The following is a 24,284-nucleotide window of genomic DNA, read 5'->3' as shown; positions in this document are numbered from 1 at the left end:
CCAGCGAGAATCGTGATCGAGGTCACTGTAGAGAGCACTCACCGCGGAGTCTCCCCGTCGAGACCGATCCGTGTCGCACGACCGTCCGACGGGCGTAACGGCACGGGAACGCGCGGACGCTGCAATGGGGCATGGCTGCATCCGGAGGCACGTCGACGGGCTGGTTCCCGGTGGCGCGGGCGGGCGAGGTCGGGACGACGCCGGTACCGGTGGGCGCCGGTGGGCGGGCGTACGTGGTTGTCCGCCTGCGGCCCGGCGGTGAGGTGAGCGCCTTCCCCGCCCGCTGCCCGCACCGGCTGGTCCCGCTGGCCGCGGCCACGGTGACCGACGGCCGGCTGCAGTGCCCGTACCACGGGTGGCGGTTCGACGGCGAGGGCCGGTGCGCGTCGATCCCCTCGCTCGGCGGCGACGGCACCCCGCCCCCGCGCGCCGACCTGGCGCTGCCGTGGGCCGTCGACGAGCGGCACGGCTGGATCTGGCTGGCGCCCGAGCGCACCGCGGTCGCCGTCCCGCCGCGGCCCTCCGCCGGCACCGTCACCGAGCCGGCACCGCCGCCGCCGGAGCCGAGCGGGCCGGTGTTCGGGAACCTGGAGCCGGCGCTGGAGCACGCGTGGCACCCGGTGGCGCTGTCCGGCGAGCTGCGCGCCGGCGGGTGGCTGCAGGTGCGGCTCCTCGGCCGGACCTGGCTGCTCCGCCGCACCGAGGAGGGGCTGCAGGCCGACGCCCCGGCGTTCGCGGTGCGGGAACGGCTCGGCGTCGTGTGGCTGGCGCCGGCGCAGCCACGGGACGTGCCGCTGGAGGTGCCCGAGGACGGCGACCGGCGCTTCGTGAGCACCTGGCTGCCCCCCGTGCGCTCGCCCGGGCCGGCCGGGCCGCTGGCCGACACGTTCCTCGACGTCGCGCACGCCCCGTTCGTGCACAGCCGGATCGGCGGCCGGCCGGACGAGGCGGAGGTCCCGCCGTTCGAGGTCACCCCCGAGCGCGGCGGGTTCCGGGCCGCCCTGGAGCGGCCGTACGAGACCCCGCACCACCCCGACGGGATCGACGGGCCGCCGGTCCGGCGCCGGGCCACCTACACCTTCCGGGCCCCGTTCCAGCTGCGCCTGCGGCTGGACTCCCCGGAGACCGGGGCCGTGACGACGGTCCTCTGCCTGCTCCAGCCGGAGGACGCCGACTCGACCCGCGTCTACACCCGGATGCTGCTGTCCGCGGGTCCCGGCGCCCGGCTGCCCTGGCCGGACGACGTCGCCCGCGAGGTCGGCATCCAGCGGCAGGTGCTCGCCGAGGACCTCGCCGTCCAGGCCCTGCTGCCCGACCACGGTCTGCCCCTGGACCTGCGCGAGGAGCTGCACGTGCGCTCCGACCGGCTCGGGGTGGCCCTGCGGCGGGCGCTGGCCGACTTCGCCGACGCCGTCCCCGGGCTGCGCGGCGTGGCCTGAGCCTGCCGGCTCACTCCGCCGGCAGCAGCTCCCCGCACGCGGGGCACCGTGTGGGCGGGTCCTCGTCGGCCAGGCGGCCGCAGGCGGGGCACACCCGCCGCAGCCAGCAGGCCGGGTCCCCACCCTCCGGCTCCTCGGTGGACGACGGCGTCACGCGGCCCATCGTCGGCCGGACCCCCGCGGCCGGCAACGCCAGGCGCCCCGCGGGGGCGACGCCGGGCGCATCGCGCGGGCGGCGCCGGGCGCATCGCGCGGGCGGCGCCGAACGCACGGGCTCCCGTCGCGGCGGGCCCACCACTCCGGCTGGGATGCTGGCGGTCGTGCCGTCCGCCTCTGCCCGTCGCACCGCCTTCGCCGTCGTCGCCACCCTCGCCGGCCCCGCCGTCTGGGTCGCCCGCGCCGCGTGGGGGCTGCCCACCGCCCTCGGCGCCAGCCGCCGCGAGGTGCGGGCCTACGCCGCGGGCTCCCCGCAGTTCGCCGGCGGCCGCTTCCACAACCGCCTCACCACCCCGCAGCTGCCGCCCGCCAACGCCCGGCGCGGGCTGCTGCGGCAGATGCACGAGGAGCGGCACACCGGCCTCCCCGCCCGGCCGGTGCCGCTGGTGCAGCCGGAGCTGCCGGCCGAGGCGGGGGAGCTGGCGGTCACCTGGTTCGGCCACTCCAGCGCGCTCGTCGAGGTCGACGGGCGGCGGGTGCTGGTCGACCCGGTGTGGGGCGAGCGGGTCTCGCCGTCCCCCCTGCTGGGCCCCACCCGGCTGCACCCGGCGCCGGGGCCGCTGGCGGAGCTGCCGCCGGTGGACGCGGTGCTGGTCTCGCACGACCACTACGACCACCTGGACCTGCCGACGGTGCGGGAGCTGCTGCGCACGCAGACCGCGCCCTTCGTCGTGCCGCTGGGCATCGGCGCGCACCTGCGCGGCTGGGGCGTGCCGGAGGAGCGGATCGTCGAGCTGGACTGGGACGACGCGGCCGAGGTCGCCGGCCTGACGCTCACCTGCACCGAGGCGCGGCACTTCTCCGGCCGGTTCTTGACCCGTGACACCACGCTGTGGGCCTCGTGGGTGGTCGCCGGCCCGCGGCACCGGGTGTTCTTCGGCGGGGACACCGGCTACACCCCCGCCTTCGCCGGGGTCGGCGCCCGGCTAGGCCCCTTCGACCTCACGCTGCTGCCGATCGGCGCGTACAACGACGCGTGGCAGCTGATCCACATGACGCCGGAGGAGGCCGTCCGCGCCCACGGCGACCTGGGGGGCGGACTGCTCGTGCCCGTCCACTGGGCGACGTTCAACCTCGCCTTCCACCGCTGGGCCGAGCCGGTGCAGCGGCTCTGCGCGGCGGCCCGTCGCTCGGGGGTGCAGGTGGCGGTGCCGCGGCCCGGGGAGCGGGTCGACGTCCTCGCGCCGCCGCCGCTGGAGGACTGGTGGACGCCGGTCGGCTCGGCCGTCGACGAGCCGGGGGACGACGGCGACGCCGGCGTGGGCAGCTCGGTGCTGGCGCGGGCGGCGTCCTGGCTGGTGGCCCGGCGCCAGGCCTGAGCGGAGTGCCACGGGCGCGGATCCCGCGTCCGTGGCACTCCACCTCAGCTCAGCAGCCGCGCCACCTCGGGCAGGTCGGCGGCCTCCCGGCGCGGCGTCCCGCCGTCGGGGTCGAGCACGTGACCCGGGCGGCGCAGCCGGACGACGTCGACGCCGGCGGCCAGCGCACCGCGCACGTCCCGCGCCGACGTCGCCACGTGGGTCAGCCGGCCTCCCGCCCGCTGCAGCGCCCGCCGGTAGATCTCCGCGGCCGGCTTGTAGGCGCCCAGCCGCTCGGAGGTGAGGACGGCGGCGTCGTCGACCAGCGGCGCGACCCGGGTGCGGGCGAAGACGGCGTCGTCCACGTTGGACAGGACGCCGACCCGGGCGATGCCGCCCAGCGCGGCCAGCCCCTCGGGGACGTCGGGCCACAGCGGCCAGTCGCCCACCGAGGCCAGCAGCTCGGCGCAGTCGTCGTCGGCGTCGCGGGCGAGACCCAGCTGCGCGTAGGCGGCCGCCAGCGCCCGGCGGCTGTGCTCGGCGAACGGCACCCAGGCGGGCTCGTCGCGCTGCGAGGCCTTGTTGGCGGCGTCCCAGGCGTCGTACAGCCGCCCGCCGTCGGTCCCGGTGATCCGCGCGAGCGCCGCCGACCCGCCCACGCGGGAGTCGATCAGCGCGCTGAACAGGTCGACGGTGACGAGCACGGAGCGGCCCCGTTCAGCGCAGCAGCTTGGACAGCCGCCGGTCGGCCAGCGGCTTGCCCCCGGTCTGGCAGGTCGGGCAGTACTGCAGCGAGGTGTCGGCGAAGCTGACCTCGCGGACGGTGTCCCCGCACATCGGGCAGGGCAGGCCGGTGCGGGCGTGCACCTGCAGCCCGGACCGCTTCTCGCCCTTCATCGTCGCCGCCCTCTGGCCGACCTGGCGCTCCAGCGCGTCGGTCAGCGTGGCCCGCATCGCGTCGTAGAGGCGGACCACCTCGTCGTCGCTGAGCTTGTCGGCCATCTTGAACGGCGACAGGCGGGCGGCGTGCAGGATCTCGTCGGAGTAGGCGTTGCCGATGCCGGCCACCAGCGTCTGGTCGGTGAGGGCGCCCTTGAGCTGCCCGGAGCGGCCGGCCAGCAGCGCCGCGAACGCCTCCCGGTCGACCTCGAGGGCGTCGGGGCCGAGGCGGGCGATGCCGGGCGCCTCGGCCGGCGTCCGGACGACGTACACCGCCAGCCCCTTGCGGGTGCCGGCCTCGGTCAGGTCGAAGCCGTCCCCGCCCTCCAGGTGCACCCGCACCGCGAGCGGGCCCTTGCCCGGCTTGGGCGGGGCGGTGGGCAGCCCGGCCCGCCAGTGCAGCCAGCCGGCCCGGGCCAGGTGGACGACGAGGTGCAGGCCGGAGACGTCGAGGTCGAGGAACTTGCCGTGCCGGGCGACACCGGTCAGCTCGAGGCCGCCGAGCGCGGACAGCGGCGGGTCGAAGGTCTTGATCGCCTGGACGGCGGCGAGGTCGACCCGCGTCACCACCCGGCCGACGGCGTTCTCGCGGAGGAACGCGACCAGCGCCTCCACCTCGGGCAACTCGGGCACCCGGCCATGATGCCCGCTCAGACCCCCGGTCGCCGTCCCCCGATCCGGGCGGTCCCGGTGCAGGACCGCCCGGCTACGGCGTCAGTGGGTGCCCTCGTCGTCCCCGTTGAGCGTGACGGTGGCGCCGGGCTCGTGCCGCGCCTGGTCGGCGACCGCGGCGGCGACCGCGTGGGTGACCTCGGGGTCGAACACGCTGGGGATGATGTAGTTGGCGTTGAGCTGGTCGTCCTTGACCACCGCGGCGATCGCCTCGGCCGCGGCGAGCAGCATCCCGTCGCTGATCTCCCGGGCCCGCGCGTCCAGCAGCCCGCGGAAGACACCGGGGAAGGCCAGCACGTTGTTGATCTGGTTGGGCAGGTCCGAGCGGCCGGACGCGACGATCGCCGCGTGCTGCCGGGCGCGGACCGGGTCCACCTCGGGTGTCGGGTTGGCCATCGGGAAGACGACGGCCCGGTCGGCCATGCGGGCGAGGTCGTCGACGTCGAGCACGTTGCCGGCGCTGACCCCGATGAAGACGTCGGCGCCCTCGAGCGCGTCGGGCAGCTCGCCGCGCACGCAGTCGGGGTTGGTGCGCTGCGCCAGGTCCAGCTTGGCCGGTGACAGCCGCTCGTCGTCGGGGGCGAGGATGCCCTCGCGGTCCCAGACCAGCACGTGGCGGGCGCCGGCCTTGAGCATGAGGTGCACGATCGCCGTGCCGGCCGCACCGCCGCCGGCGACGACGATCTTCACGTCCTCGAGCCGCTTGTCGACGACGCGCAGGGCGTTGCGCAGCGCGGCCAGGGCGACGATCGCCGTCCCGTGCTGGTCGTCGTGGAAGACCGGGATGTCGAGCTTCTCGCGCAGCCGGGCCTCGATCTCGAAGCAGCGCGGGGCGGCGATGTCCTCGAGGTTGATGCCGCCGAAGCCGGGGGCCAGCAGCTCCACGGTGCGCACGATCTCGTCGACGTCCTGGGTGTCCAGGCAGATCGGCCACGCGTCGATGTCGGCGAACCGCTTGAACAGGACGGCCTTGCCCTCCATCACCGGCATCGCGGCGCCCGGGCCGATGTCGCCGAGCCCGAGGACGGCGGAGCCGTCGGTGACCACGGCGACGGTGTTGCCCTTGATCGTCAGCCGGCGCACGTCGTCGGGGTTGTCCGCCAGCGCCAGGCAGACCCGGGCCACGCCGGGGGTGTAGGCCATCGACAGGTCGTCGCGGGTCTTCAGCGGCACCTTCGAGGCGACCTCGAGCTTGCCGCCCAGGTGCAGCAGGAACGTCCGGTCGCTGACCTTGCGGACCTTCACCCCGGGGACGGCGCGCAGCGCGTCCACCATCTCCTCGGAGTGCGCGGCGTCGGCGGCCGAGCAGGTCACGTCGACGGTGAGCCCGTCGGAGCGGGAGTCGACGACGTCGATCGCGGTGACCGCGCCGCCGGCCGAGCCGACCGCGGTGGCGATCCGGCCGATGGAGGCCGGGTCGCCGTCGGCGGTGAGCCGCACGGTGATCGAGTACGAGGCCGAGGTCACCGGCCCCCGGGGCGGCGTCGCCGGCTCGCCGAGGGAGGTGTCGTCGGTGCTGGGCGTGGCTGCGGTGTCGGTGCTCATGGCGAGCACCATGGTCCCACCCCGTCCGGCGCCGGACCGCCTTGCGGTCACAACGGTCGTGTGGGTCCCAGCACCAGTTCGAGCCCGGCGTCGGGCGCCTCAGGTCGGCGGCCGCGACACCCGCCCCTCGGCGCGGGCCTTGAGCCCGTCGCAGAACTGGCGGAACGAGGGGTTGAGGTCCGGCGTGGTGCGGCCCAGCACGGCGGCCAGCGGGCCGGTGTGGTCCTCGCGCACGGTCAGCACCGTGCCGCCGTCCTCCTGCTCGTCGAGGCGGTACGTGCGCTCGATGACCGCCAGCCCGAACGGCAGCCCGCCGCGCCAGCGCATGGCCTCACGGGGCCGGAGCTCGGTGACGGTGACGACGAACGGGCGGCTGCGGATCATCGTGGCGTAGAGCGTCAGCCGCTCCCCGAGCGCGACCCGGCCCTCCACCCGGTCGACGCCGGAGTCCCAGTCCCGCCAGCTGCCGACGTCGGTCAGCAGCGTCCACACCTGGTCCGGGGAGGCCTCGATCCGGGCCGCCGCCTCGAAGCTCCTCATCGCTCCCCCTCACCCGGCCCGCACGCCGGTGACCTGCAGATAGGTGTTGGGCACGACGATCCCCGGCCCGCCACCGCGGGTGAAGCTGCCCCACATGTCCCCGAACTCGCGCTCGAGGGCGTCCCGGCCGGCGTCGTCCAGCCGCTGCCACGCCACGTGCACGGGGCCGAACCAGTCGCGGTAGCGCTGCCACTGCGCGTCGACCGAGGGCGCGGTGAACTCCACGGTGCGCTCGGCGTGCTTGACCTGGCGCAGCTCCCCGCGGCCGAAGAGCGCGTCCACGCCGTCCGGGGTGCCCCACAGCAGCGGGTTCCCGGTGGCGTCCTCGGGGTCGTGCCGGGCCACCAGCGCGATCAGCCGGCCGCCGGGCGCCTCCGGCCGCCAGGCGGTGAGCCCCAGCCGGCCGCCGGGCCGCAGCACGCGCAGCAGCTCCCGCGCGGCCCGCGCCGGGTCGGCGGCGAACACGACGCCGAACGTGGAGACGACGACGTCGAACGACGCGTCGGGGAAGGGCAGGTCGCAGGCGTCGGCGGCCTCGGTGGCGAAGGTCAGCCCCTCGACCTCGGCCCGGCGGACGGCGTAGTCGAGCAGCTCGGGGACGATGTCGCTGCAGACGACCTCGGCGTCGCGGCGGGCGGCGGCCAGCGCCGTGTTGCCGGTGCCTCCGGCGACGTCCAGCAGCCGGTCCCCCGGCCGGACGGCGAGGTCGGCGACCAGGTGCTCGCTGGCCGGCACCAGCCGGACCCCGACCTTCTGGTAGTCCCCGGCCGCCCAGACCTCCCGGGTGCGTGCGGGGGTGGAGGCGGTCATGCCCGCAGTGTGCCCTGCACCACAACGGGTGGGCTAGGGGCCGGTCGGGGGCTCCCCCGCGGCCTGCAGCCGGGGGGCCGCGGTCCGCAGAGGCCGGCCGGCGGCCGCGTCGGCCGCCAGCGCCCGGGCCCACGCCACCAGCCCCACGGCGTCGATCCCGTACGGCGGGTCCGCGGCGGAGCCCTCGACGTTGCCCGCCCCACGCTCGAGCAGCGTCGCGGCCCCGGTGGCGTTGCCGCGCGCGGCGTGGGTCAGCCCGACGGCGAGCTGCGCGAGCCCGCGCCACAGCCGGCGTTCCTCCTCGGGGGCGGACTTCCAGGCGTCCTCGAGCACCTCGTGGGCGTGGAAGGGGCGGCCGGCGTCGAGCAGCCGCTGCGCCTCGACGAGGGACTCGGCCGGCGGGCGCACCACCCCCTCCGGCGCCCGCTCCACGCCCGCGGCGCCGTAGGGCAGGGGCCGGCCGAGGGCGTCGCGCGGGCGGGCGTTGCGGGCCCGGCCCTCCCGGTCGCGGTCCCGGTCGGCATCCACCGGCCCATCCTGGCGCGAACACCTCCCGGAGGTCCCGCTCGGCCCGTCTTGTCGGCGGGCGGGTGCACGATGGGTCCCGAGGACGGCCGAGGGGCCGCCCCCGCACCGACCCGCGGTCGATCCCGACCGGTCCGGACCTGGAGGGGGTGGGGCCCGTGGCCCCCGTCATCGAGGAGCGCGCGGCAGTCCTGGACCTGGACACCGCGTGGGCGCAGGTCGCCGACGGTGCGCTGCGGCCCGGCCGCGTGGGCACCGTCGGGCTGGAGCTCGAGGCGCACCTGGTCGACCTCGCCGCCCCGGCGTCGCGGGTGCCGTGGTCCCGCGTCCGCGGAGCCGTCGACGCCGTGCCGGTCCTGCCCGGGGGCAGCCGGGTCACCGTCGAGCCCGGCGGCCAGGTGGAGCTGTCGGGGCCGCCCCTGCCGGACGTGGCCGCGGCGGTGCGTGCCCTGCGCGCCGACCGCGACGTGCTGACCACCGCCCTGGCCGCCGAGCGCCTGGGCCTGGCCCCGGTGGGCGCCGATCCGCTCCGGCCGCCGCGGCGGGTCAACCCGGCCGCCCGCTACGCCGCGATGGAGGCCCACTTCGCCGCCGTGGGCTGCGCGGAGGCGGGCACGGCGATGATGTCCGGGACGGCGTCCCTGCAGGTCAACCTGGAGGCCGGGCCGGGGAGCGGGTGGAGCGAGCGGGTCGCCCTGGTGCACCAGCTGGGCCCCGTCCTGGTCGCCGTCTCGGCCTGCTCACCCCTGGCCGCAGGGCGGGTCACCGGCTGGGCGTCGTCCCGGCAGCAGGTGTGGGGCGACGTCGACCAGGCGCGGTGCGGCCCCCTGCTGGGCGGCGCGGACCCCGCCGGCGAGTGGGCCGAGTACGCCCTGGCCGCCCCGGTGATGCTGGTCCGCGACCCCGTCCACGGCGGCGCCGCGCCCGTGCGGGCCCGGGTGCCGTTCGCCGCGTGGGTGCGCGGCGAGGCCCTGCTGGGCGGCCGGCGCCCCACCCCGGCGGACCTGGACTACCACCTGACCACGCTCTTCCCGCCGGTCCGCCCCCGCGGCTACCTCGAGATCCGCTACCTCGACGCCGCCCCGGAGCCGTGGTGGCCCGCCCTCGCCGCGGTGACGACGACGCTCGCCGACGCCCCCGCCGCCTCGGAGCGGGCCGCGGCGGCCAGCGCGCCCGTGGCCGGCATGTGGGACCGCGCCGCCTCCGCCGGGCTGGCCGACCCCGCGCTGCACGCGGCCGCGCGCGCCTGCCTGGCCGCCGCCTGCGACGCCGTCCCGCCGCCGCTGCGGCCGGAGGTGGAGGCGCTGGCCGATCTCGTCGACCGCGGGCGCAGCCCTGGTCACGCCCTGCTCGACGCCGCCCGGGCCGGTGGCCCCGCGGCCGCCCTGCTGGCCGCCACCGCGCCGGCCCTTCCCGTCCCGACCGCACCGGAGGCCCGATGAGCGACCTGCGGGAGCTGCTCGCCCGCGAGCTGACCACCGCCCGCGACCGCACGCTGCGGCTCACCGACCACGACGAGCCCGAGCTGCTGGCCCAGCACACGCCACTGCTCAGTCCGCTGGTCTGGGACCTCGCGCACATCGGCCAGCAGGAGGACCTCTGGCTGCTCCGCGGTGGCGACGCCGCCTGCCCCGGCCTGCTGCCGCCCGACGTCGAGGTGCTCTACGACGCGTTCACCCAGCCGCGCGCCGTCCGCTCCCGGCTGCCGCTGCTGCCGCCGGTGGAGGCCCGGGCGTTCTGCGCGGAGGTCCGCGGCCGCGTGCTCGACCGGCTCGACCGCCGCGGCGCGGACGACGACCCGTTCGCCGTCGCGATGGTGGTCAGCCACGAGCAGCAGCACGACGAGACGATGCTCCAAGCGCTGAACCTGCGCCCCGGTCCGCCCCTGCTGGGTGTCGGGACCCCGCTGCCCCCCGGGCGCCCCGGGGTGGCGGGCACGTCGGTGCCCGTGCCCGGCGGGGAGTTCGTGCTCGGGGTGGACGCCGCCGACGAGCCGTTCTCCCTGGACAACGAGCGCCCGGCGCACCGTGTCCACGTGCCGGCCTTCCGCATCGGGCGGGTACCGGTGACCAACGCCGAGTACGCCGCCTTCGTCGCCGACGGGGGCTACGCCGACCGGCGGTGGTGGTCGGCCCGCGGCTGGGCGCACCGGGTCGAGGCCGGGCTGGAGCGGCCGCAGTTCTGGGGCACCGACGGCACCCGCACCCGCTTCGGCGTCGTCGAGGCCGTGCCACCGGACGAACCGGTCCAGCACGTCACGTTCCACGAGGCCGAGGCGTACGCGGCGTGGGCCGGCGGGACGGGCGTCGTCCCGGCCGGGGCGCGGCTGCCCACCGAGGTCGAGTGGGAGAAGGCGGCGGTCTGGGACCCGTCGACCGGCCGGCGCCGCCGCTTCCCGTGGGGTTCCGCGGAGCCGACGGCGGCGCTGGCCAACCTGGGCGGCGCGGCGCTGCGGCCGGCGCCGGTCGGCGCGTACCCCGCCGGCGCCTCCGCGTACGGCGCCGAGCAGCTCATGGGCGAGGTGTGGGAGTGGACCTCGTCGGCCTTCGAGCCGTGGCCGGGCTTCCGGCCGATGCTCTACGCCGACTACTCCGCGCCGTTCTTCGGCGGGGACCACAAGGTGCTGCGGGGCGGGTCGTGGGCGGTGGGGCCGTCGATCCTGCGGCCGAGCTTCCGCAACTGGGACCACCCGGTCCGCCGGCAGCTGTTCAGCGGGTTCCGGCTGGCCTGGGACGCCTGATGTGCCGGCACCTCGCCTGGCTGGGACGGCCCCGGACGCTCGCGTCGCTGGTGCTCGACCCACCGTCGTCCCTGCTCGTGCAGTCGTGGGCGCCGCGCCGCCAGCGGTACGGCACGGTCAACGCCGACGGCTGGGGGGTCGGCTTCTTCCCCCCCGGCCGGGCGGCGCCGGCGCGCTGGCGGTCGTCGCGGCCGCTGTGGGCGGACCCGTCGTTCGCCTCCGTGGCCCCGGTGCTGAGCTCCGGGTGCGTGGTGGCCGCCGTCCGCTCGGCGACGGCGGGCATGCCGCTGGAGGAGAACGCGGTCGCCCCGTTCACCGACGGCCGGTGGCTGCTGTCGCACAACGGCCGCGTCGACCGTGCGGTGCTGCCGCCGGTGCGGGACGCCGAGTCGACCGTCGACAGCGCCCTGCTGGCGGCCCTCGTGTTCGCCCGCGGCCCGGATGCGCTCGCCGACGTCGTGCGCGAGGTCGCCGCCGCCGACCCCGGCGCCCGCATCAACCTGCTGGCCGCCGACGGCACCCGGCTGCTGGCCACGACCTGGGGCGACACCCTCTCGACACTGGTGACCCCCGAGGGCACCGCCCTGGCCAGCGAGCCGTGGGACGACGACCCGGCGTGGACCGACGTCCCGGACCGCTGCCTGGTCGAGGCCACCCCCGACGGCCTGACGCTCACCCCGCTCGACTGACGCCCCGAGGAGCCCCGTGCCGAACTCGCTGACCAGCCACCTCGCCCCCGGCGACGCCACGGCCGCGTTGCGCACCGACGCGCTGGCCGGGCTGACCGCGACGCCGAAGTCGCTGCCGCCGCGGTGGTTCTACGACGCCCGCGGCAGCGAGCTGTTCGACGAGATCACCCGGCTGCCCGAGTACTACCCGACGCGCGCGGAACGGGCCATCCTCACCGCCTCCGCCGGGGAGGTCGCCGCGGCGTCGCAGGCGGAGGTGCTCGTGGAGCTCGGCAGCGGGACGTCGGAGAAGACCCGCCTGCTCCTCACCGCGCTGCAGCGGACCGGCACGCTGCGCCGGTTCGTCCCCGTCGACGTCGACCCGTCGGTGCTGCGGGGCGCGGCGGAGGCGGTCACCGCCGAGTACCCGGGGGTGGAGGTGGACGCGGTGGTCGGCGACTTCACCCGGCACCTGGGCGAGCTGCCGCGGTCGGGACGGCGCCTGGTGGCCTTCCTCGGCTCCACGATCGGCAACCTCGAGCCGGGCCCGCGGGCGGCGTTCCTCGCCGAGCTGGCCGGCACCCTGCAGGCGGGCGACTCGTTCCTGCTCGGCACCGACCTGGTGAAGGACCGGCAGCGGCTCCTGCGTGCCTACGACGACGCGGCAGGGGTCACCGCGGAGTTCAACCGGAACGTGCTGGCGGTGCTGAACCGGGAGCTGGGCGCGTCGTTCGACCCGGCCGCGTTCGAGCACGTCGCGCTGTGGGACGAGCAGCGGGAGTGGATCGAGATGCGGCTGCGGTCGCGGGTCGACCAGGTGGTGCGGGTGGCCGGCCTCGACCTCGACGTCCCCTTCGCCGCCGGTGAGGAGCTGCGGACCGAGGTGTCGGCCAAGTTCCGCCGGGACGGCGTCGAGGCCGAGCTGGCCGCCGCCGGGCTGGCGCTCACGCACTGGTGGACCGACCCGGACGGCGACTTCGCCCTCTCCCTGTCCGTGCCTGCCTGAGGCCGATCCCGACCCCGCGCCGGCCACTGCCCTGGCCCGGCCGTCCCCGCCGCCGCCCGCTGCCCGGACACCTTCCTGCCCGGACGCTCGTGCTCTGCCCACACCACTGGGCAGAGCACGATCAGCGCACCCCACACGTCCTTCCCCGCATGCTCGTGCTCTGCCCACGGAGGTGGGCAGAGCACGAGCTTCCGCGGACACAGGCGGTCGGTGCCCGGGTCCCGCTCCCGGCGCGGCGGACGCCTGCCGCCCCACCTGCATCCAGCTCCGGGAGCGCGCCGGAAGAAGCGGTGACAGGCACCCCACCGCACTCCGGAAGGACCGCATCGTGACCCGGACCCGCACCGCCCTCGTGCTCGCCGCCGGCACCACCGGCACCCTGCTCGTCCTCGGGGCCTCCCCGGCGCTGGGCGCCGACACCGCCACCGTCTCGGTCCTGCACGGTGTGCCGGCCACCCCGGTCGACGTCTACGTCGACGGCGAGCGGCTGATCGACGACTTCCAGCCGGGCACGCTGACCGACCCCCTGGAGCTCCCCGCCGGCGAGTACGACCTCGCCCTGTACCCGGCCGACGCGCCCGACGCCTCCGGCGCCCCGCTGCTGTCGGCCGACGGGGTCGCCGTCCCTGCGGGGGCGAACGCCACCGTCGTCGCGCACCTGACCGCCGACGGCGCGCCGGCGCTCACCCCGTTCGTGAACGACACCTCGGCCGTCCCGGCGGGGCAGGCGCGCGTCGTCGTCCGGCACACCGCGGCGGCCCCGGCAGTCGACGTCCGGGCCGGCGGCGCCGTCGTCGCCCCCGGGCTCGCCAATCCCGACGAGGCCACCCTCACCGTGCCCGCCGGCACCGTGAGCGCCGACGTCGTGCTGGCCGGCACCGACACCGTCGCGATCGGCCCGGCCGACCTGTCGCTGACCGAGGGCGCGACCACGATCGTCTACGCCTGGGGCTCCCAGACCGCCGGTTACCAGCTCGCCGTCCAGACGGTCTCCGGCGCCCACTCCGCTCCCTCCGGCGTCCCCGGTGGTTCGGCGGGCCTGGCCGACGACGACTCGTTCCCTGCGCCGCTGGCCGCCCTGTCGGTGGCGGGCCTGGCCGCGGCCGGTCTCGCTGCCCGCCGCCTGGCCGGCACGCGGGCCTGACCCGCACCGGGGAGCGATCCGATGGTGCGACCCGCTGCCGCCGGCGTGCTGCTCGGCCTGGCCCTGGCGGTCGGTACGCCGTCCGCCTGGCTGGTGACCCGGGAGCCGGTGGCTGCGGGCGCACCGCTGGAGCAGGCGCTCCCCGCTCCGACCACCCCGGTGCCGTCGTCGAACAGCACGGCGACGGCACCGGCCCGATCCGGCGGCCCGTCCGGCGTCACGACGAGGGCGGCCACCCCGGCCACGGTCCCCGCCGCACCGCCGCCGGTGGCGCTGGTCGTCCCGGACGTGGGCATCGAGGCGCCAGTGGACGCGGTGGGCGTAGATGACGACGGCCGGATGCACCTGCCCCGGGACGTCGACCGCGTGGGCTGGTACCGGTTCGGGCCGGCACCCGGAGCCGGCGGGTCGGCCGTGATCGCCGGCCACGTCGACGACCTCGAGCAGGGCCTGGGCGTGCTCGCGCCGCTGCGGACGACCGCCGTCGGCGCCGACGTCCTGGTCACCGACGCGGCGGGGGCCGTCACGCGGTGGCGCGTCGTGTCGCGGGAGACCGTCCAGAAGCAGGCGCTGCCGCTGGACCGGTTGTTCACCCGCGACGGGCCGGCCCGCCTGGTGCTGATCACCTGTGGCGGCCCGTTCCTCCCCGAGCTGCGCGGCTACCGGGACAACGTGGTCGTCGTCGCGGAGCCCGTCCGGTGACCGGGACACTGGAACGGCGCGGCTCGCCAGGGCCTAGGGTCGGGCACGTGCCCCCCGAGTCCCCGGCCCTGGAGCCGGACGACGCCGAGGTGGGCCGCCGCTTCGCGGCGGGCGAGGAGCAGGCCCTGGCCTGGGCCTACGAGCGCTTCGCCGGGCAGGTGCACGGCATGGCAGTCCGGGCGTTCGGCCCCGGCCCGGACGCCGAGGACGTCACCCAGCAGACCTTCGTCTCCGCCTGGACCGGCCGCGCCGGCTACCGCCCGGAGCAGGCCCCCCTGCCGGCCTGGCTGGTCGGCGTCTGCCGGCACAAGATCGCCGACACCTGGGCCCGCCGCGACCGGCAGCGCCGCACCGCGGAGGCGGCCGCCGCCCATGCCCAGGCGGGGCCCCAACCGGGCGACCCGCCGGTCGACACCACCGTCGCCGACCGCGTCCTGCTGCTCGGCGAGCTCGACCAACTGGGCCAGCCGCAGCGGGGCATCATCGAGATGGCCTTCTTCGAGGACCTCACCCACAGCCAGATCGCCGCCCGCACCGGGCTGCCCCTGGGCACCGTCAAGAGCCACATCCGGCGCACGCTCGAGCGCCTGCGGACCCGGTTGGAGGTGGACGGTGCCGCACTGCACGCCTGACCAGCTCGCCCTGGCCGCGCTGCGCGAACCGCTGCCGGCCGCCGACGCCGCCCACCTCGAGGGCTGCGCGCGCTGCCGGGCCGAGGTGGCGTCCCTGCAGCGGGGGGTCGACGCCCTCGCCGTCCCCGCGCTGGCCGCACCCCGCGGCCCGGTGCCGCCGCCCCCGGCGGTCTGGGCGGCGATCGCGGACGCCACCGGCGTGGGCGTCCGCCCCCGGCCCGAGGTCGTCGCCGGAGCCGGGACGGCCGACACCCCGCCGGCCCCGACCCCGGCGCCGGTCACCCCACTGCGGCCGCGTCGCTCGCGGTTGTTGCTGGCCGCCGCCGCGGCCCTCGTCGTCGGTGCCGGCATCGGCGCGGGCGCGGTGGCCCTCGGCAGCCGGGACGACGACGGCGCCGCGGTGGCCGCGACCGCGCTCGACCCCCTCGAGGGCAGCGACGCCTCGGGCCAGGCACGGGTCGTCGAGCGGGACGACGGCACCCTGGTGCTCGAGGTGGACCTCGCCGCACCGGGGCTGCGCGACGACTTCTACGAGGTCTGGCTGATCGACGAGGCCGTGCAGGACATGGTGTCCGTCGGCGTCGTCCAGGGCGGGGCCCAGGTGGCGCTGCCGCTGCCCTCCGGCATCGACCTGGGCCAGTACCCCGTGGTCGACGTCTCCGTCGAGCCGCTGGACGGCGACCCCACGCACTCCGGCGACTCGGTGGCCCGGGGCCTGCTCGAGACCTGACCGCCGCCCGGCGACGGGCCCGGCGCGGCGCGCGCCTAGCGTGGAGCGGTGACCCTGCTCGACCCCGACCTCGTCCACGAGGACCTCGGCGCCGCCTGGCGCTCCGCCCGCCCCCGTCCCGCCGGCCGGCACCTGGACTCCGCCGCGTGCAGCCGGCAGAGCCACCGGGTGCTGGAGGCCGTCGCGCACCACGCCCGGCACGAGGCCGAGCTGGGCGGGTACGTGGCCGAGGCGACCGCCGAGGACCTGCTCCAGCAGGGCCGGTCGGTGATCGGCGGGCTGGTCGGCATGGCCGCCGCCGACGTCGCCTTCGTGGAGTCGGCGCAGGCGGCGCTCCTCACGCTCCTGTCCGGGTGGCGGTTGCCGGCGGGCACGCGGGTCGCCTGCCTGCCCGGCGAGTACGCGCCCAACGCCGCCCAGCTGCGCGCGGCCGGGCTGACCCCCGAGCCGCTGCCGGTCGACGACCTCGGCCGGGCCGACCTCGACGGCGTGGCCCGCCTGCTGGCCACCGCGCCGCCGCGGTTCGTGCACCTGACCCACATCGGCAGCCACCGCGGGATCGTCCAGCCCGCCCGGGAGATCGCCGCGCTGTGCCGGGAGGCCGGTGTGCCGCTGGTGCTCGACGCCGCCCAGTCCCTCGGGCACGTCGACACCGACGTGGGCGCCGACGTCGTCTACTCGACGTCCCGCAAGTGGCTGGCCGGGCCGCGGGGGGTCGGCGTCCTGTGCGTGCGGCCGGCGGTCACCGCGCAACTCACCCCGGTGCTGGTCGAGCCGGCCGACGTCCCGCCGTTGCGGGCCTTCGAGTCCGGGGAGGCGCACGTCGCGGGCCGGGTCGGACTGGTGCTGGCCGTCGGCGAGCACCTGGCGGCCGGCCCCGAGCGGGTGCGGGCCCGGCTGTCGGCGCTGGGCCGGACCAGCCGGGAGGTGCTGGAGGGAGTGGCCGGCTGGCGGGTGGTGGAGCCGCTGGAGGAGCCGACCGCCACCACCACGCTGCGGCCGCCGGACGGCGTCGACGTCGTCACCACCCGGGCGCGGCTGCTCACCGAGCACGGGATCGTGACCACCGCGATCGGCCCGGAGCGCGCCCCGGGGGAGATGACCGGCCCGGTGCTGCGGATCTCCCCGCACCTGGACGCCACCGCCGACGACCTGGAGGCCCTCGCGGCCGCCCTCCTCTGAGGCGCTAACCGGCCTGCATCGCGGCCGACACCCGGCGGTGGACGGCGAGCCGCTCCTCCAGCGCCGGGTGCACGGGCACGCCGTCGGCGACCACCGACCGCCCCGCGACGACGGTGTGCCGCGCCGACACCGGCCCGCAGCGCAGCCAGGCCTCCACGGGGTCCGACAGCGCGCCGGCGAACCGGACGCCGTCCAGCGGCCACACCGCCAGGTCGCCGCACGCCCCGACCGACAGCTCGCCGATCTCCCCGCTGCGGCCGAGGCACGCCGCGCCGCCGCGGGTGGCCATGACCAGCGCGTCTCGGGCCGACATCGCCCCGGCACCGTTGCGCAGCTTGCCCTGCAGCATCGCCGTCCGGGCCTCCAGCCAGAGGGAGGCGGAGTCGGCCGAGGCGGAGCCGTCGACGCCCAGCCCGACCGGCACGCCGGCGGCCCGCAGCTCGGCGACCGGCGCCAGGCCGCTGCCCAGCACCATGTTGGACGACGGGCAGTGCGCCGCCCCCACCCGAGCCGCCCCCAGCCGGACCACGTCGGCCGCCGAGGGCCACACCACGTGCGCCAGCCACGCCCGGTCGGTCAGCCAGCCGACGTCGGCCAGGTACTCCACCGGGCGGCGGCCGAAGGTGGCCAGGCAGAACGCGTCCTCGTCGCGGGTCTCGGCCAGGTGCGTGTGCAGCCGCACGTCCAGCGCCTCGGCCAGCTCGGCGGTGCGGGTCATGAGCGACGTCGACACGCTGAACGGCGAGCACGGGGCCAGCGCGACCCGGGTCATGGCGTGCGGCGAGGGGTCGTGGTGGGCCGCCACGAGCCGGGCGGAGTCGGCCAGGATCTCGTCGTCGTCCTGGACGACCGACGCCGGCGGTAGCCCGCCGTCCTCCACCGACAGCGACATCGAGCCGCGGGTGGCGGTGAAGCGCACGCCGAGCTCGCGGGCGGCGGCCACCTCCGCGGAGACGAGGTCGCCGGCGCCGCGGGGGTGCACGTACAGGTGGTCGCCGGAGGTGGTGCACCCCGACAGCGCCAGCTCGGTCAGCCCCACGAAGGCGCTGACGTGCGCGGCCTCCTCGTCCAGCCGGGCCCACAGCGGGTACAGGGTGACCAGCCACTCGAACAGGCCACCGGCCAGCGCGGGCGCGAAGGCGCGGGTCAGGTTCTGGTACAGGTGGTGGTGGGTGTTGACCAGGCCCGGGGTGACCAGGCAGCCGCGGGCGTCGATCCGGCGGACGGCGTCCGGTCGCGGGTCCGCCGGCCCGCCGACCGCGCTGACCACGCCGCCGGTGACCGCCACCCAGCCGCCGGCGATCTCCCGGCCGGCGTCGTCGACGGTGGCCAGCAGCTCCGCGTCGTGCACGAGCAGGTCCGCGGTCTCCACGCGGGCATCCTGCCCGCGGCGCGGGTGCCCGGCGACGTCAGCGGCTCACTCGACGGTCTCGATGTCGAACTGCGCGGTGCCGTCCTCGACGGAGGTGACGGTGATCTTGAGCTCGATCTCCTCCTCGGTCTCCGGGTCGGTGGCGGTGCACTGGGTGGACGCGTCCACCTCCGCCTCCAGGTCACCGGGGCAGGAGACGTCGGGGGCGACGCCGAACTCGGCCTCGATCGCGCTGGCCACCTGGTTCTCCAGCTCCCCCTGCTCGATGGCCGAGCTGCACGCGGTCAGTCCGAGGGCCAGGGCGGGGCCGGCGAGGAACAGGACCGGACGACGGCCGGGTCGGGGCACGGGGTCCTCCTGGAGGTGGTGCGCGGGGAGATCAGCCGACCCTAGTACCGAGACGCGAACGGCCCCCGCGGGGCCGGGTGGCTCGCACCCGGCCCCGCGGGGGCCGTCGTCGTCGCGGTCGTCAGAGGGTGAAGAGGGCGACCCGCTGCTGCAGCTCGGAGGCCTCACCGGCCAGCTGCTCGGCGAGCACCCGCGACTCCTCGATCCGGCCGGCGCTGGTCTCGGACGCCCCGGCCACGGCCTCGGCGCCGCGGGCGATGTCCTCGCTGCCCTGCGCGGCCACGCCGATGTTGCGGTCGATCTCGGCGGCGGCGGCGGTCTGCTGCTCGACGGCGGCCGCGATCGTGGCCTGCAGGGCGTTGATCTGCCCGACGGTCTCCCCGATCCGGCCGATCGCGCGCACCGCCTGACCGGAGTCGGCCTGGATGGCCTGGATGCGCTGGGAGACGTCCTCGGTCGCCTTGGCCGTCTCCTGCGCGAGCTCCTTGACCTCGTTGGCCACCACGGCGAAGCCCTTGCCGGCCTCCCCCGCCCGCGCCGCCTCGATGGTCGCGTTGAGCGCCAGCAGGTTGGTCTGCTCGGCGATGCCGGTGATGACCTTGATGACATTGCCGATCTCGGCCGACGAGCTGCCCAGCTGGGTGAGCGTGTCGTTGGTGCTGGCGACGATGCGGACGGCGTCCTCGGCGACGCCGGCGGCCTCCTGGGCCGACCGCGAGATCTCGCGGATCGAGGCGCTCATCTCGGCCGAGCCGGTGGCCACCTGGCCCACGTTGCCGGAGACGGCGGCGGCGGTGCCGGACACCGACTGGGCGTGCTGCGCGCCGGTGCGGGAGGCGTCGACCACGCCCGCCGTGGCCCGGGTGAGGTCGCCGACCAGGGTGGTCATCGAGCCGGCGGACGTCGCGACGCCGGCGACCATCTCCCGGATGCGGCCCACGCCCTGGGAGAGCGCCCGGCCCAGCTGGCCGAGCTCGTCCTCGGTGTCCGCGGTGATGGCGTGCGACAGGTCGCCGCGGGCGAGGGCGTCGGCCGCCTCGCGGGCCGGCAGGATCCGGCGCCGGATGTCCCGGGCCAGGGCGATGCCCAGGCCGAGGGCCAGCGCCGTGCCGACGGCGAGCAGCGCCAGGGTCCAGGCCCGGGCGGTAGCGAAGCTGTCGCCGATCTTGGCGCGGCTGGCCGCCTCGTCGGCGACGAGGACGTCCTTCATCTCCGACAGGTCGGCCTGGAGCTGGATGTAGGCCGCGGTGGCGGCGTCACCCAGCGTCTGGGCCTGCGGGTCGCGGGCAGCCGTGGCGGCGCGGTAGGCGGCGTCCTTGGTCACCATGTCCTCCCAGTCGGCGGCGAGCAGCTCGGCGTGGTCCTGCAGCGCAGCCGGGGTGTGGGCCAGCAGTGCTGCGATGTCGGCGTCCGTGGCCGCCCGGGACTCCTCCTGCAGGCCGGTCTGCATCTGGGCGATGTCGTGCTGGCCCTGGACCGCGCCGAGCGCGGCGACCAGCCCGTGCACCGAGTAGGCCTGGAAGTCGTCGGTCAGCTCCTGCAGGTCGGCCAGCGGGCGCACGTCACGGGCGGCGAGATCGTCGACCCGGCCGTGGATCGACGACATCTGCGCGACGTTGATCAGCCCGAGGGTCACCATGACCGCCGCGACGCCCAGGAAGGCGGCGACGAGCTTGGTGCGGACGCTGCGCCGCAGGAACGAGGGGGTGAGGGACACCGGGTGGGCTCCATCGACGAGACAGGGAGGGACTCTCGGTCATCGGCCCGCCGTCGTCCGCATTGAGCGGAGCAGCCGGATGTGACCCATCCCATCCCGTCAGACCCCCAGCACCAGCCGGGCCACCGCCGGGGGGAGGTCGTCGCCCAGCGGCCGGCGGCCGACCAGCCGCCCCGTCTCCGCCGGGGGGACGCCGGCGGCCTGCAACACCTCGAGGGCCTGGACGTCGGGCAGCGCCTCGAACCAGCGCCGGCCGAGCGCGGCCCGCCCCGCGGCGGTGGGCCGCCCCCACAGCCGCAGCCGCGCCATGCCGCCGTCCGGGAAGACGTCCAGGCGCACCCGCTCGACCGCCGGTCCACCCGCGAGCACGAACCGGTGGCGCGTGTCGGGCTGCAGCCGGGTCCGGGGGAGGACGACGACCTCGCCGGCCGGGCCGGTGCCGGTGAGAGACGCCGAGCCGGGCGCGTTGCCCAGGAACCAGGTGGTGTCCAGCTCGGCGAGGGTGACCACGCCCTCGCAGGCCAGCGCGAGCTCCACCCAGTCGTTGCCCTCGCCGCGGCGCCGGCGGGTCTCCCAGCCCTCGCCCATCGAGCGGGCCGGGCCGGGGCCGATCAGCTGCCGCGGGGAGCCGTAGAACTCGTCGCTGACCCCGGTCACCCGGCCCCCGGACTCCTCCGCGGCCAGGTCGAAGGGGCCGGCGTCGAGCAGCCGTGGATCGGGCAGCACGGTGCCGTGCACGCGCAGCCGGGCGACGCCGCCGTCCGGGTGGATGGTGAGCCGCACGTGGGTGACCCGCCGGTCCGGGTCGACGGGGAAGACGTTGGCCGCGTCGCCGGCGATCTCCGACGGCGGCAGCAACGGCCGCCAGTCCGCCCGGTCGAGCTCGGCCACGGTGGGGTGGCCCTCCACCGCGGTCTCGTCCACGGACGCCCGCGTCGGTGAGTTGCCGGTGAAGAACGTGGTGTCGACGACGACGGCGGCCACCACCCCGGGCGCGCCCAGCCGGACGACGGCCCAGTCGGCCCCGGGCGTGCGCCGGCGGCGGGTCTCCCAGCCGTCGTACTCCTTGCCGCGGGCGCCGAACTCCGTGCGGGGCACCGGCGGGTGCGGCAGCAGGAGGTTCTCCTTGGCCGCGAAGAACTCGTCGCTGGCGGCGACCACAGCACCTCCCAGCGCGCGGCCGGCCAGGTCGGGCAGGCGGGTCCAGTCCGTCATGGCGCTCCCTCGCGGTGCGGGGCCGGGGCGGGGCAGGGCGAGGCCACTGTGGCACCGCCCGGGCCGCCGTTCACCGTGCGGCGCCGCGGACCAGCAGCCGGCCGATCGGTGCGCCGTCGGCCGGCCGCCCGCGCAGCCACGTCCGGCGGACGACGCCGGTGAGCTGCCGGCCGGCGTAGGGCGTCAGGGCGTGCCGGTGCCGGAGCGCGCCGACCGGCGCGACCTCGTCGGGCGCGAACGCCACCAGGTCGGCGTCGCGCCCGACCGCGATCGCCCCCTTGGCCGGCAGCCCGGCCAGCCGCGCCGACGCCGCGGACATCCACTCCACGACCTGCGCCAGCGACAGCCCCCGCGCCCGCGCGCCGGTCCACACCGCGGGCAGGCCGACCTGCAGCGACGCGATGCCGCCCCAGGCCGCCCCGAAGTCCCCGCTGTCGAGGTGCTTGAGCTCGGGCGGGCACGGCGAGTGGTCGCTCACGACGAGATCGACGTCGCCGTCGGCCAGCGCCGCCCAGAGCGCCTCCCGGTGCTCCGTCCGGCGGATCGGCGGGCAGCACTTGAACGCCGTGGCGCCGTCGGGCACCTCCTCGGCGGCGAAGGTGAGGTAGTGCGGGCAGGTCTCCACCGTGATCCGCACCCCGTCGGCGCGGGCGCGGCGCAGCAGCGGCAGCGCGCCGGCGTCGGCCAGGTGGACGACGTGCGCCCGCGCCCCCGTGTCGCGGGCCGCCGCCACCAGGCCGGCGACGGCCGTCTCCTCCGCCGCCTCCGGCCGGGACGCGAGGAAGGCGGCGTAGCTGGGGCCGCGGGGCGGGGGCGCTGCGGCGATGACGTCGGCGTCCTCGGCGTGGACGATCAGCAGCCCGTCGAGGCGGGCGAGCTCGGCGAGGGCGGCCCGCAGGCCGGCGTCGTCCAGCGGGGGGAACTCCGGCACCCCGGAGTCGAGCAGGAAGCACTTGAACCCGGCGACGCCGGCCTCGTGCAGTGGGCGCAGCTGGTCGACGTTGCCGGGCACCGCGCCGCCCCAGAAGGCGACGTCGACGGCGACCTGCCCCCGGGCGGCCTGCTGCTTGACCCGCAGCGCCTCGACCGTGGTCGTCGGCGGCACCGAGTTCAGCGGCATGTCGACGATCGTGGTGACGCCTCCGGCGGCCGCGGCCCGGGTCGCGGTGGCGAAGCCCTCCCACTCGGTGCGGCCCGGCTCGTCGACGTGCACGTGGCTGTCGACCAGGCCCGGCAGCAGCACCTCGTCGTCGGCGAGGGTCACCGCACCGGCCGGGGCGTCGTCGAAGCCGGTGACGGCGGTGATCCGCCCGCCCCCCGTGTGCACCGCGGCGGCCCGTTCCCCGTCGGGCAGCACCACCCGCCGCGCGCGGACGACGAGGCTCACCGCAGGGGCCGGAAGAGCTCCCGGACGTCGGCCACGAGCAGCTCGGGCTGCTCCATCGCGGCGAAGTGACCGCCGCGGTCGTGCTCCCGCCACAGCCGCAGGTCGGCGAACTGCTCCTGCACCCACTCGCGAGGCGGCTGGAAGATCTCGTGCGGGAACAGCGACACCCCGGTGGGGACGCCGACCGCCGGCGTCCGCCCGGCCGGCGACTGCGCCATCTGCCAGTACATCCGCGCCGACGAGGTGGCCGAGGCGGTGAACCAGTAGGTGCTGACGTGGTCGAGGATGCGGTCGGCGCCCAGCACCGCGACCGGGTCGCCGTCGCAGTCGGCCCACGCGGCGAACTTCTCCAGGATCCAGGCGCACTGACCGGCCGGTGAGTCGGTGAGCCCGTACCCGAGGGTCTGCGGGCGGGTGCGCTGCTGCTGGTTGTAGGCCGCGCCCTCGGCGCGGAAGCGGCGCTCCCGGTCCAGCGCCCGCTGCTCGCGCTCGGTGAACTCCGTGCGGCCGGCCGGCGGCCCGGTGACCACCATGTTCAGGTGGATGCCCACCACCCGGTCGGGGTGGCGGGCGCCGAGGTTGGCCGAGACGAACGAGCCGATGTCGCCGCCCTGGGCGCCGAAGCGCGGGTACCCGACCCGGTCCATCAGCTGCAGCCACGCGTCGGCGGTGCGCTCCAGGCCCCACCCCGGCGCGGACGGCTTGCCGCTCCAGCCGAACCCGGGCAGCGAGGGGACGACGACGGAGAAGGCCTCACGGCCGTCGGCGGGGTCGGTGAGCGGCCCGAGGACGTCGAGGAACTCCGCGACCGACCCCGGCCAGCCGTGGGTCAGCAGCAGCGGCAGCGCGCCGTCGTGCGGGGAACGCACGTGGAGGAAGTGGATCGGCAGCCCGTCGATCTCGGTGACGAACTGCGGGACGGCGTTGAGCCGCTCCTGCCGGGCCGGCCAGTCGTAGCCGTCGGCCCAGTACCCGCAGAGGTCGTGCAGGTACTCCAGCGGCACGCCCTGTGACCAGTCGTCGACGGTGGCGGGCTCCGGCCAGCGGGTGCTCCGCAGCCGCCGGCGCAGGTCCTCGACGTCGGCGGCAGGCACGGCCACCGTGAAGGGGCTGATCACCGCGCCACCGTAGCGGGGCTCGTGCGGCTCGACCGAGCACTTCTGGGGTTCATCACATGGGTAACGAACCAGCGAACCGACGGGGCCCGTCCCGGGATCCGTCGTGAACGAAGACGGCGGCCCGATCTTCCGGCAGGTCGCCGAGCAGATCGAGAACGCGATCGTCGACGGCTCCCCGCGACCCTCGTCCGGGGCGAACAGGACCGGGCGCGGTCGTGATTGTTCCGGGGAATGCCGGCAGGGCCCCAGCACGGATGCTGGGGCCCTGGCGGAAAGGTTTGTCCGGCGGCGTCCTACTCTCCCACCCCGTCTCCGGGGCAGTACCATCGGCGCTGAGAG

Annotated in this window: 24 protein-coding genes; 11 read left to right on the top strand and 13 right to left on the bottom strand. The window is 76.9% G+C overall.

Translation table 11 applies throughout. The features are described 5' to 3' along the window. Positions 1 to 131 precede the first annotated feature (131 nt). Positions 132 to 1,439, top strand: coding sequence for a Rieske 2Fe-2S domain-containing protein (locus ACI78Q_RS20175; RefSeq protein ID WP_456925233.1), 1,308 nt, complete (start codon positions 132 to 134; stop codon positions 1,437 to 1,439). A 10-nt stretch (positions 1,440 to 1,449) separates the two neighbouring features. Here the strand turns inward: ACI78Q_RS20175 and ACI78Q_RS20170 are convergent, their stop codons facing one another. Next, entirely contained in the window at positions 1,450 to 1,593 is a 144-nt protein-coding gene (locus tag ACI78Q_RS20170; RefSeq protein WP_456925232.1) for a hypothetical protein, read from the bottom strand. 166 nt (positions 1,594 to 1,759) lie between these two features. Between ACI78Q_RS20170 and ACI78Q_RS20165 the strand changes: the two genes are divergently transcribed. Beyond that, entirely contained in the window at positions 1,760 to 2,974 is a 1,215-nt protein-coding gene (locus tag ACI78Q_RS20165; RefSeq protein WP_456925231.1) for an MBL fold metallo-hydrolase, read from the top strand. Positions 2,975 to 3,018: 44 nt separating this feature from the next. Here the strand turns inward: ACI78Q_RS20165 and ACI78Q_RS20160 are convergent, their stop codons facing one another. The 6 genes from ACI78Q_RS20160 to ACI78Q_RS20135 form a co-directional block, all read right to left on the bottom strand. Beyond that, on the bottom strand, positions 3,019 to 3,657 hold the full coding sequence (locus tag ACI78Q_RS20160; protein ID WP_456925230.1) for an HAD family hydrolase: 639 nt from the start codon (positions 3,655 to 3,657) through the stop codon (positions 3,019 to 3,021). Between the two features lie 13 nt (positions 3,658 to 3,670). Continuing rightward, positions 3,671 to 4,525, bottom strand: a complete 855-nt coding sequence (locus ACI78Q_RS20155) for an Fpg/Nei family DNA glycosylase (RefSeq protein WP_456925229.1) — start codon at positions 4,523 to 4,525, stop codon at positions 3,671 to 3,673. An 81-nt stretch (positions 4,526 to 4,606) separates the two neighbouring features. Then, a complete protein-coding gene (locus tag ACI78Q_RS20150) occupies positions 4,607 to 6,109 on the bottom strand; it encodes a malic enzyme-like NAD(P)-binding protein (protein WP_456925228.1) in 1,503 nt (500 codons plus the stop codon). A 99-nt stretch (positions 6,110 to 6,208) separates the two neighbouring features. Continuing rightward, positions 6,209 to 6,649, bottom strand: a complete 441-nt coding sequence (locus ACI78Q_RS20145) for an SRPBCC domain-containing protein (RefSeq protein ID WP_456925227.1) — start codon at positions 6,647 to 6,649, stop codon at positions 6,209 to 6,211. 9 nt (positions 6,650 to 6,658) lie between these two features. Continuing rightward, positions 6,659 to 7,459: a class I SAM-dependent methyltransferase gene (locus ACI78Q_RS20140; RefSeq protein ID WP_456925226.1), complete on the bottom strand. Its 801-nt coding sequence runs from the start codon at positions 7,457 to 7,459 to the stop codon at positions 6,659 to 6,661. A gap of 33 nt (positions 7,460 to 7,492) precedes the next feature. Continuing rightward, positions 7,493 to 7,987: a DUF309 domain-containing protein gene (locus tag ACI78Q_RS20135; protein ID WP_456925225.1), complete on the bottom strand. Its 495-nt coding sequence runs from the start codon at positions 7,985 to 7,987 to the stop codon at positions 7,493 to 7,495. 155 nt (positions 7,988 to 8,142) lie between these two features. Here ACI78Q_RS20135 and egtA point away from each other — a divergent pair, with 155 nt between their 5' ends. The 9 genes from egtA (at position 8,143) to egtE (ending at position 16,788) form a co-directional block, all read left to right on the top strand. Further along, positions 8,143 to 9,426, top strand: coding sequence for an ergothioneine biosynthesis glutamate--cysteine ligase EgtA (gene egtA / locus ACI78Q_RS20130; protein WP_456925223.1), 1,284 nt, complete (start codon positions 8,143 to 8,145; stop codon positions 9,424 to 9,426). Further along, complete coding sequence (gene egtB / locus ACI78Q_RS20125) at positions 9,423 to 10,724, top strand: ergothioneine biosynthesis protein EgtB (RefSeq protein WP_456925222.1); 1,302 nt, start codon at positions 9,423 to 9,425, stop codon at positions 10,722 to 10,724. The genes egtA and egtB overlap by 4 nt, the downstream gene beginning before the upstream one ends. After that, the gene (egtC, locus tag ACI78Q_RS20120) at positions 10,724 to 11,413 is read left to right on the top strand and encodes an ergothioneine biosynthesis protein EgtC (protein WP_456925221.1); all 690 of its coding nucleotides are present in this window, start codon (positions 10,724 to 10,726) and stop codon (positions 11,411 to 11,413) included. The genes egtB and egtC overlap by 1 nt, the downstream gene beginning before the upstream one ends. 16 nt (positions 11,414 to 11,429) lie before the next feature. Next, the gene (egtD, locus tag ACI78Q_RS20115; protein WP_456925220.1) at positions 11,430 to 12,398 is read left to right on the top strand and encodes an L-histidine N(alpha)-methyltransferase; all 969 of its coding nucleotides are present in this window, start codon (positions 11,430 to 11,432) and stop codon (positions 12,396 to 12,398) included. Between the two features lie 328 nt (positions 12,399 to 12,726). Continuing rightward, positions 12,727 to 13,542, top strand: coding sequence for a DUF4397 domain-containing protein (locus ACI78Q_RS20110; protein WP_456925219.1), 816 nt, complete (start codon positions 12,727 to 12,729; stop codon positions 13,540 to 13,542). A gap of 21 nt (positions 13,543 to 13,563) precedes the next feature. Then, positions 13,564 to 14,244 carry a class F sortase gene (locus ACI78Q_RS20105; RefSeq protein ID WP_456925218.1) on the top strand — a complete coding sequence of 227 codons (681 nt, stop codon included), beginning with the start codon at positions 13,564 to 13,566 and terminating at the stop codon, positions 14,242 to 14,244. Positions 14,245 to 14,291: 47 nt separating this feature from the next. Next, on the top strand, positions 14,292 to 14,876 hold the full coding sequence (locus ACI78Q_RS20100; RefSeq protein WP_456925217.1) for an RNA polymerase sigma factor: 585 nt from the start codon (positions 14,292 to 14,294) through the stop codon (positions 14,874 to 14,876). After that, positions 14,857 to 15,606, top strand: coding sequence for an anti-sigma factor (locus ACI78Q_RS20095; RefSeq protein WP_456925216.1), 750 nt, complete (start codon positions 14,857 to 14,859; stop codon positions 15,604 to 15,606). The genes ACI78Q_RS20100 and ACI78Q_RS20095 overlap by 20 nt, the downstream gene beginning before the upstream one ends. A 48-nt stretch (positions 15,607 to 15,654) precedes the next feature. Then, positions 15,655 to 16,788: an ergothioneine biosynthesis PLP-dependent enzyme EgtE gene (gene egtE, locus ACI78Q_RS20090; protein WP_456925215.1), complete on the top strand. Its 1,134-nt coding sequence runs from the start codon at positions 15,655 to 15,657 to the stop codon at positions 16,786 to 16,788. 4 nt (positions 16,789 to 16,792) lie between these two features. On the opposite strand, the gene ACI78Q_RS20085 is transcribed toward egtE, so the two are convergent. The 6 genes from ACI78Q_RS20085 to ACI78Q_RS20060 form a co-directional block, all read right to left on the bottom strand. After that, positions 16,793 to 18,160, bottom strand: coding sequence for an 8-oxoguanine deaminase (locus ACI78Q_RS20085; RefSeq protein WP_456925214.1), 1,368 nt, complete (start codon positions 18,158 to 18,160; stop codon positions 16,793 to 16,795). 45 nt (positions 18,161 to 18,205) lie between these two features. Next, on the bottom strand, positions 18,206 to 18,508 hold the full coding sequence (locus tag ACI78Q_RS20080; RefSeq protein ID WP_456925213.1) for a DUF4333 domain-containing protein: 303 nt from the start codon (positions 18,506 to 18,508) through the stop codon (positions 18,206 to 18,208). Positions 18,509 to 18,629: 121 nt separating this feature from the next. Further along, a complete protein-coding gene (locus tag ACI78Q_RS20075; protein WP_456925212.1) occupies positions 18,630 to 20,225 on the bottom strand; it encodes a methyl-accepting chemotaxis protein in 1,596 nt (531 codons plus the stop codon). 99 nt (positions 20,226 to 20,324) lie between these two features. Then, entirely contained in the window at positions 20,325 to 21,440 is a 1,116-nt protein-coding gene (alc, locus tag ACI78Q_RS20070) for an allantoicase (protein ID WP_456925211.1), read from the bottom strand. A 70-nt stretch (positions 21,441 to 21,510) separates the two neighbouring features. Beyond that, positions 21,511 to 22,827 carry an allantoinase AllB gene (gene allB / locus ACI78Q_RS20065; protein ID WP_456925210.1) on the bottom strand — a complete coding sequence of 439 codons (1,317 nt, stop codon included), beginning with the start codon at positions 22,825 to 22,827 and terminating at the stop codon, positions 21,511 to 21,513. Next, a complete protein-coding gene (locus ACI78Q_RS20060) occupies positions 22,824 to 23,945 on the bottom strand; it encodes an epoxide hydrolase family protein (protein WP_456925209.1) in 1,122 nt (373 codons plus the stop codon). Before ACI78Q_RS20060 ends, allB begins: the two co-directional genes overlap by 4 nt. Positions 23,946 to 24,284 lie beyond the last annotated feature (339 nt).

Source organism: Geodermatophilus sp. SYSU D00705 (genome assembly GCF_054050135.1).
Note: the sequence above shows the minus strand (reverse complement) of the source record. Positions and strands in the feature narration are given on the sequence as shown.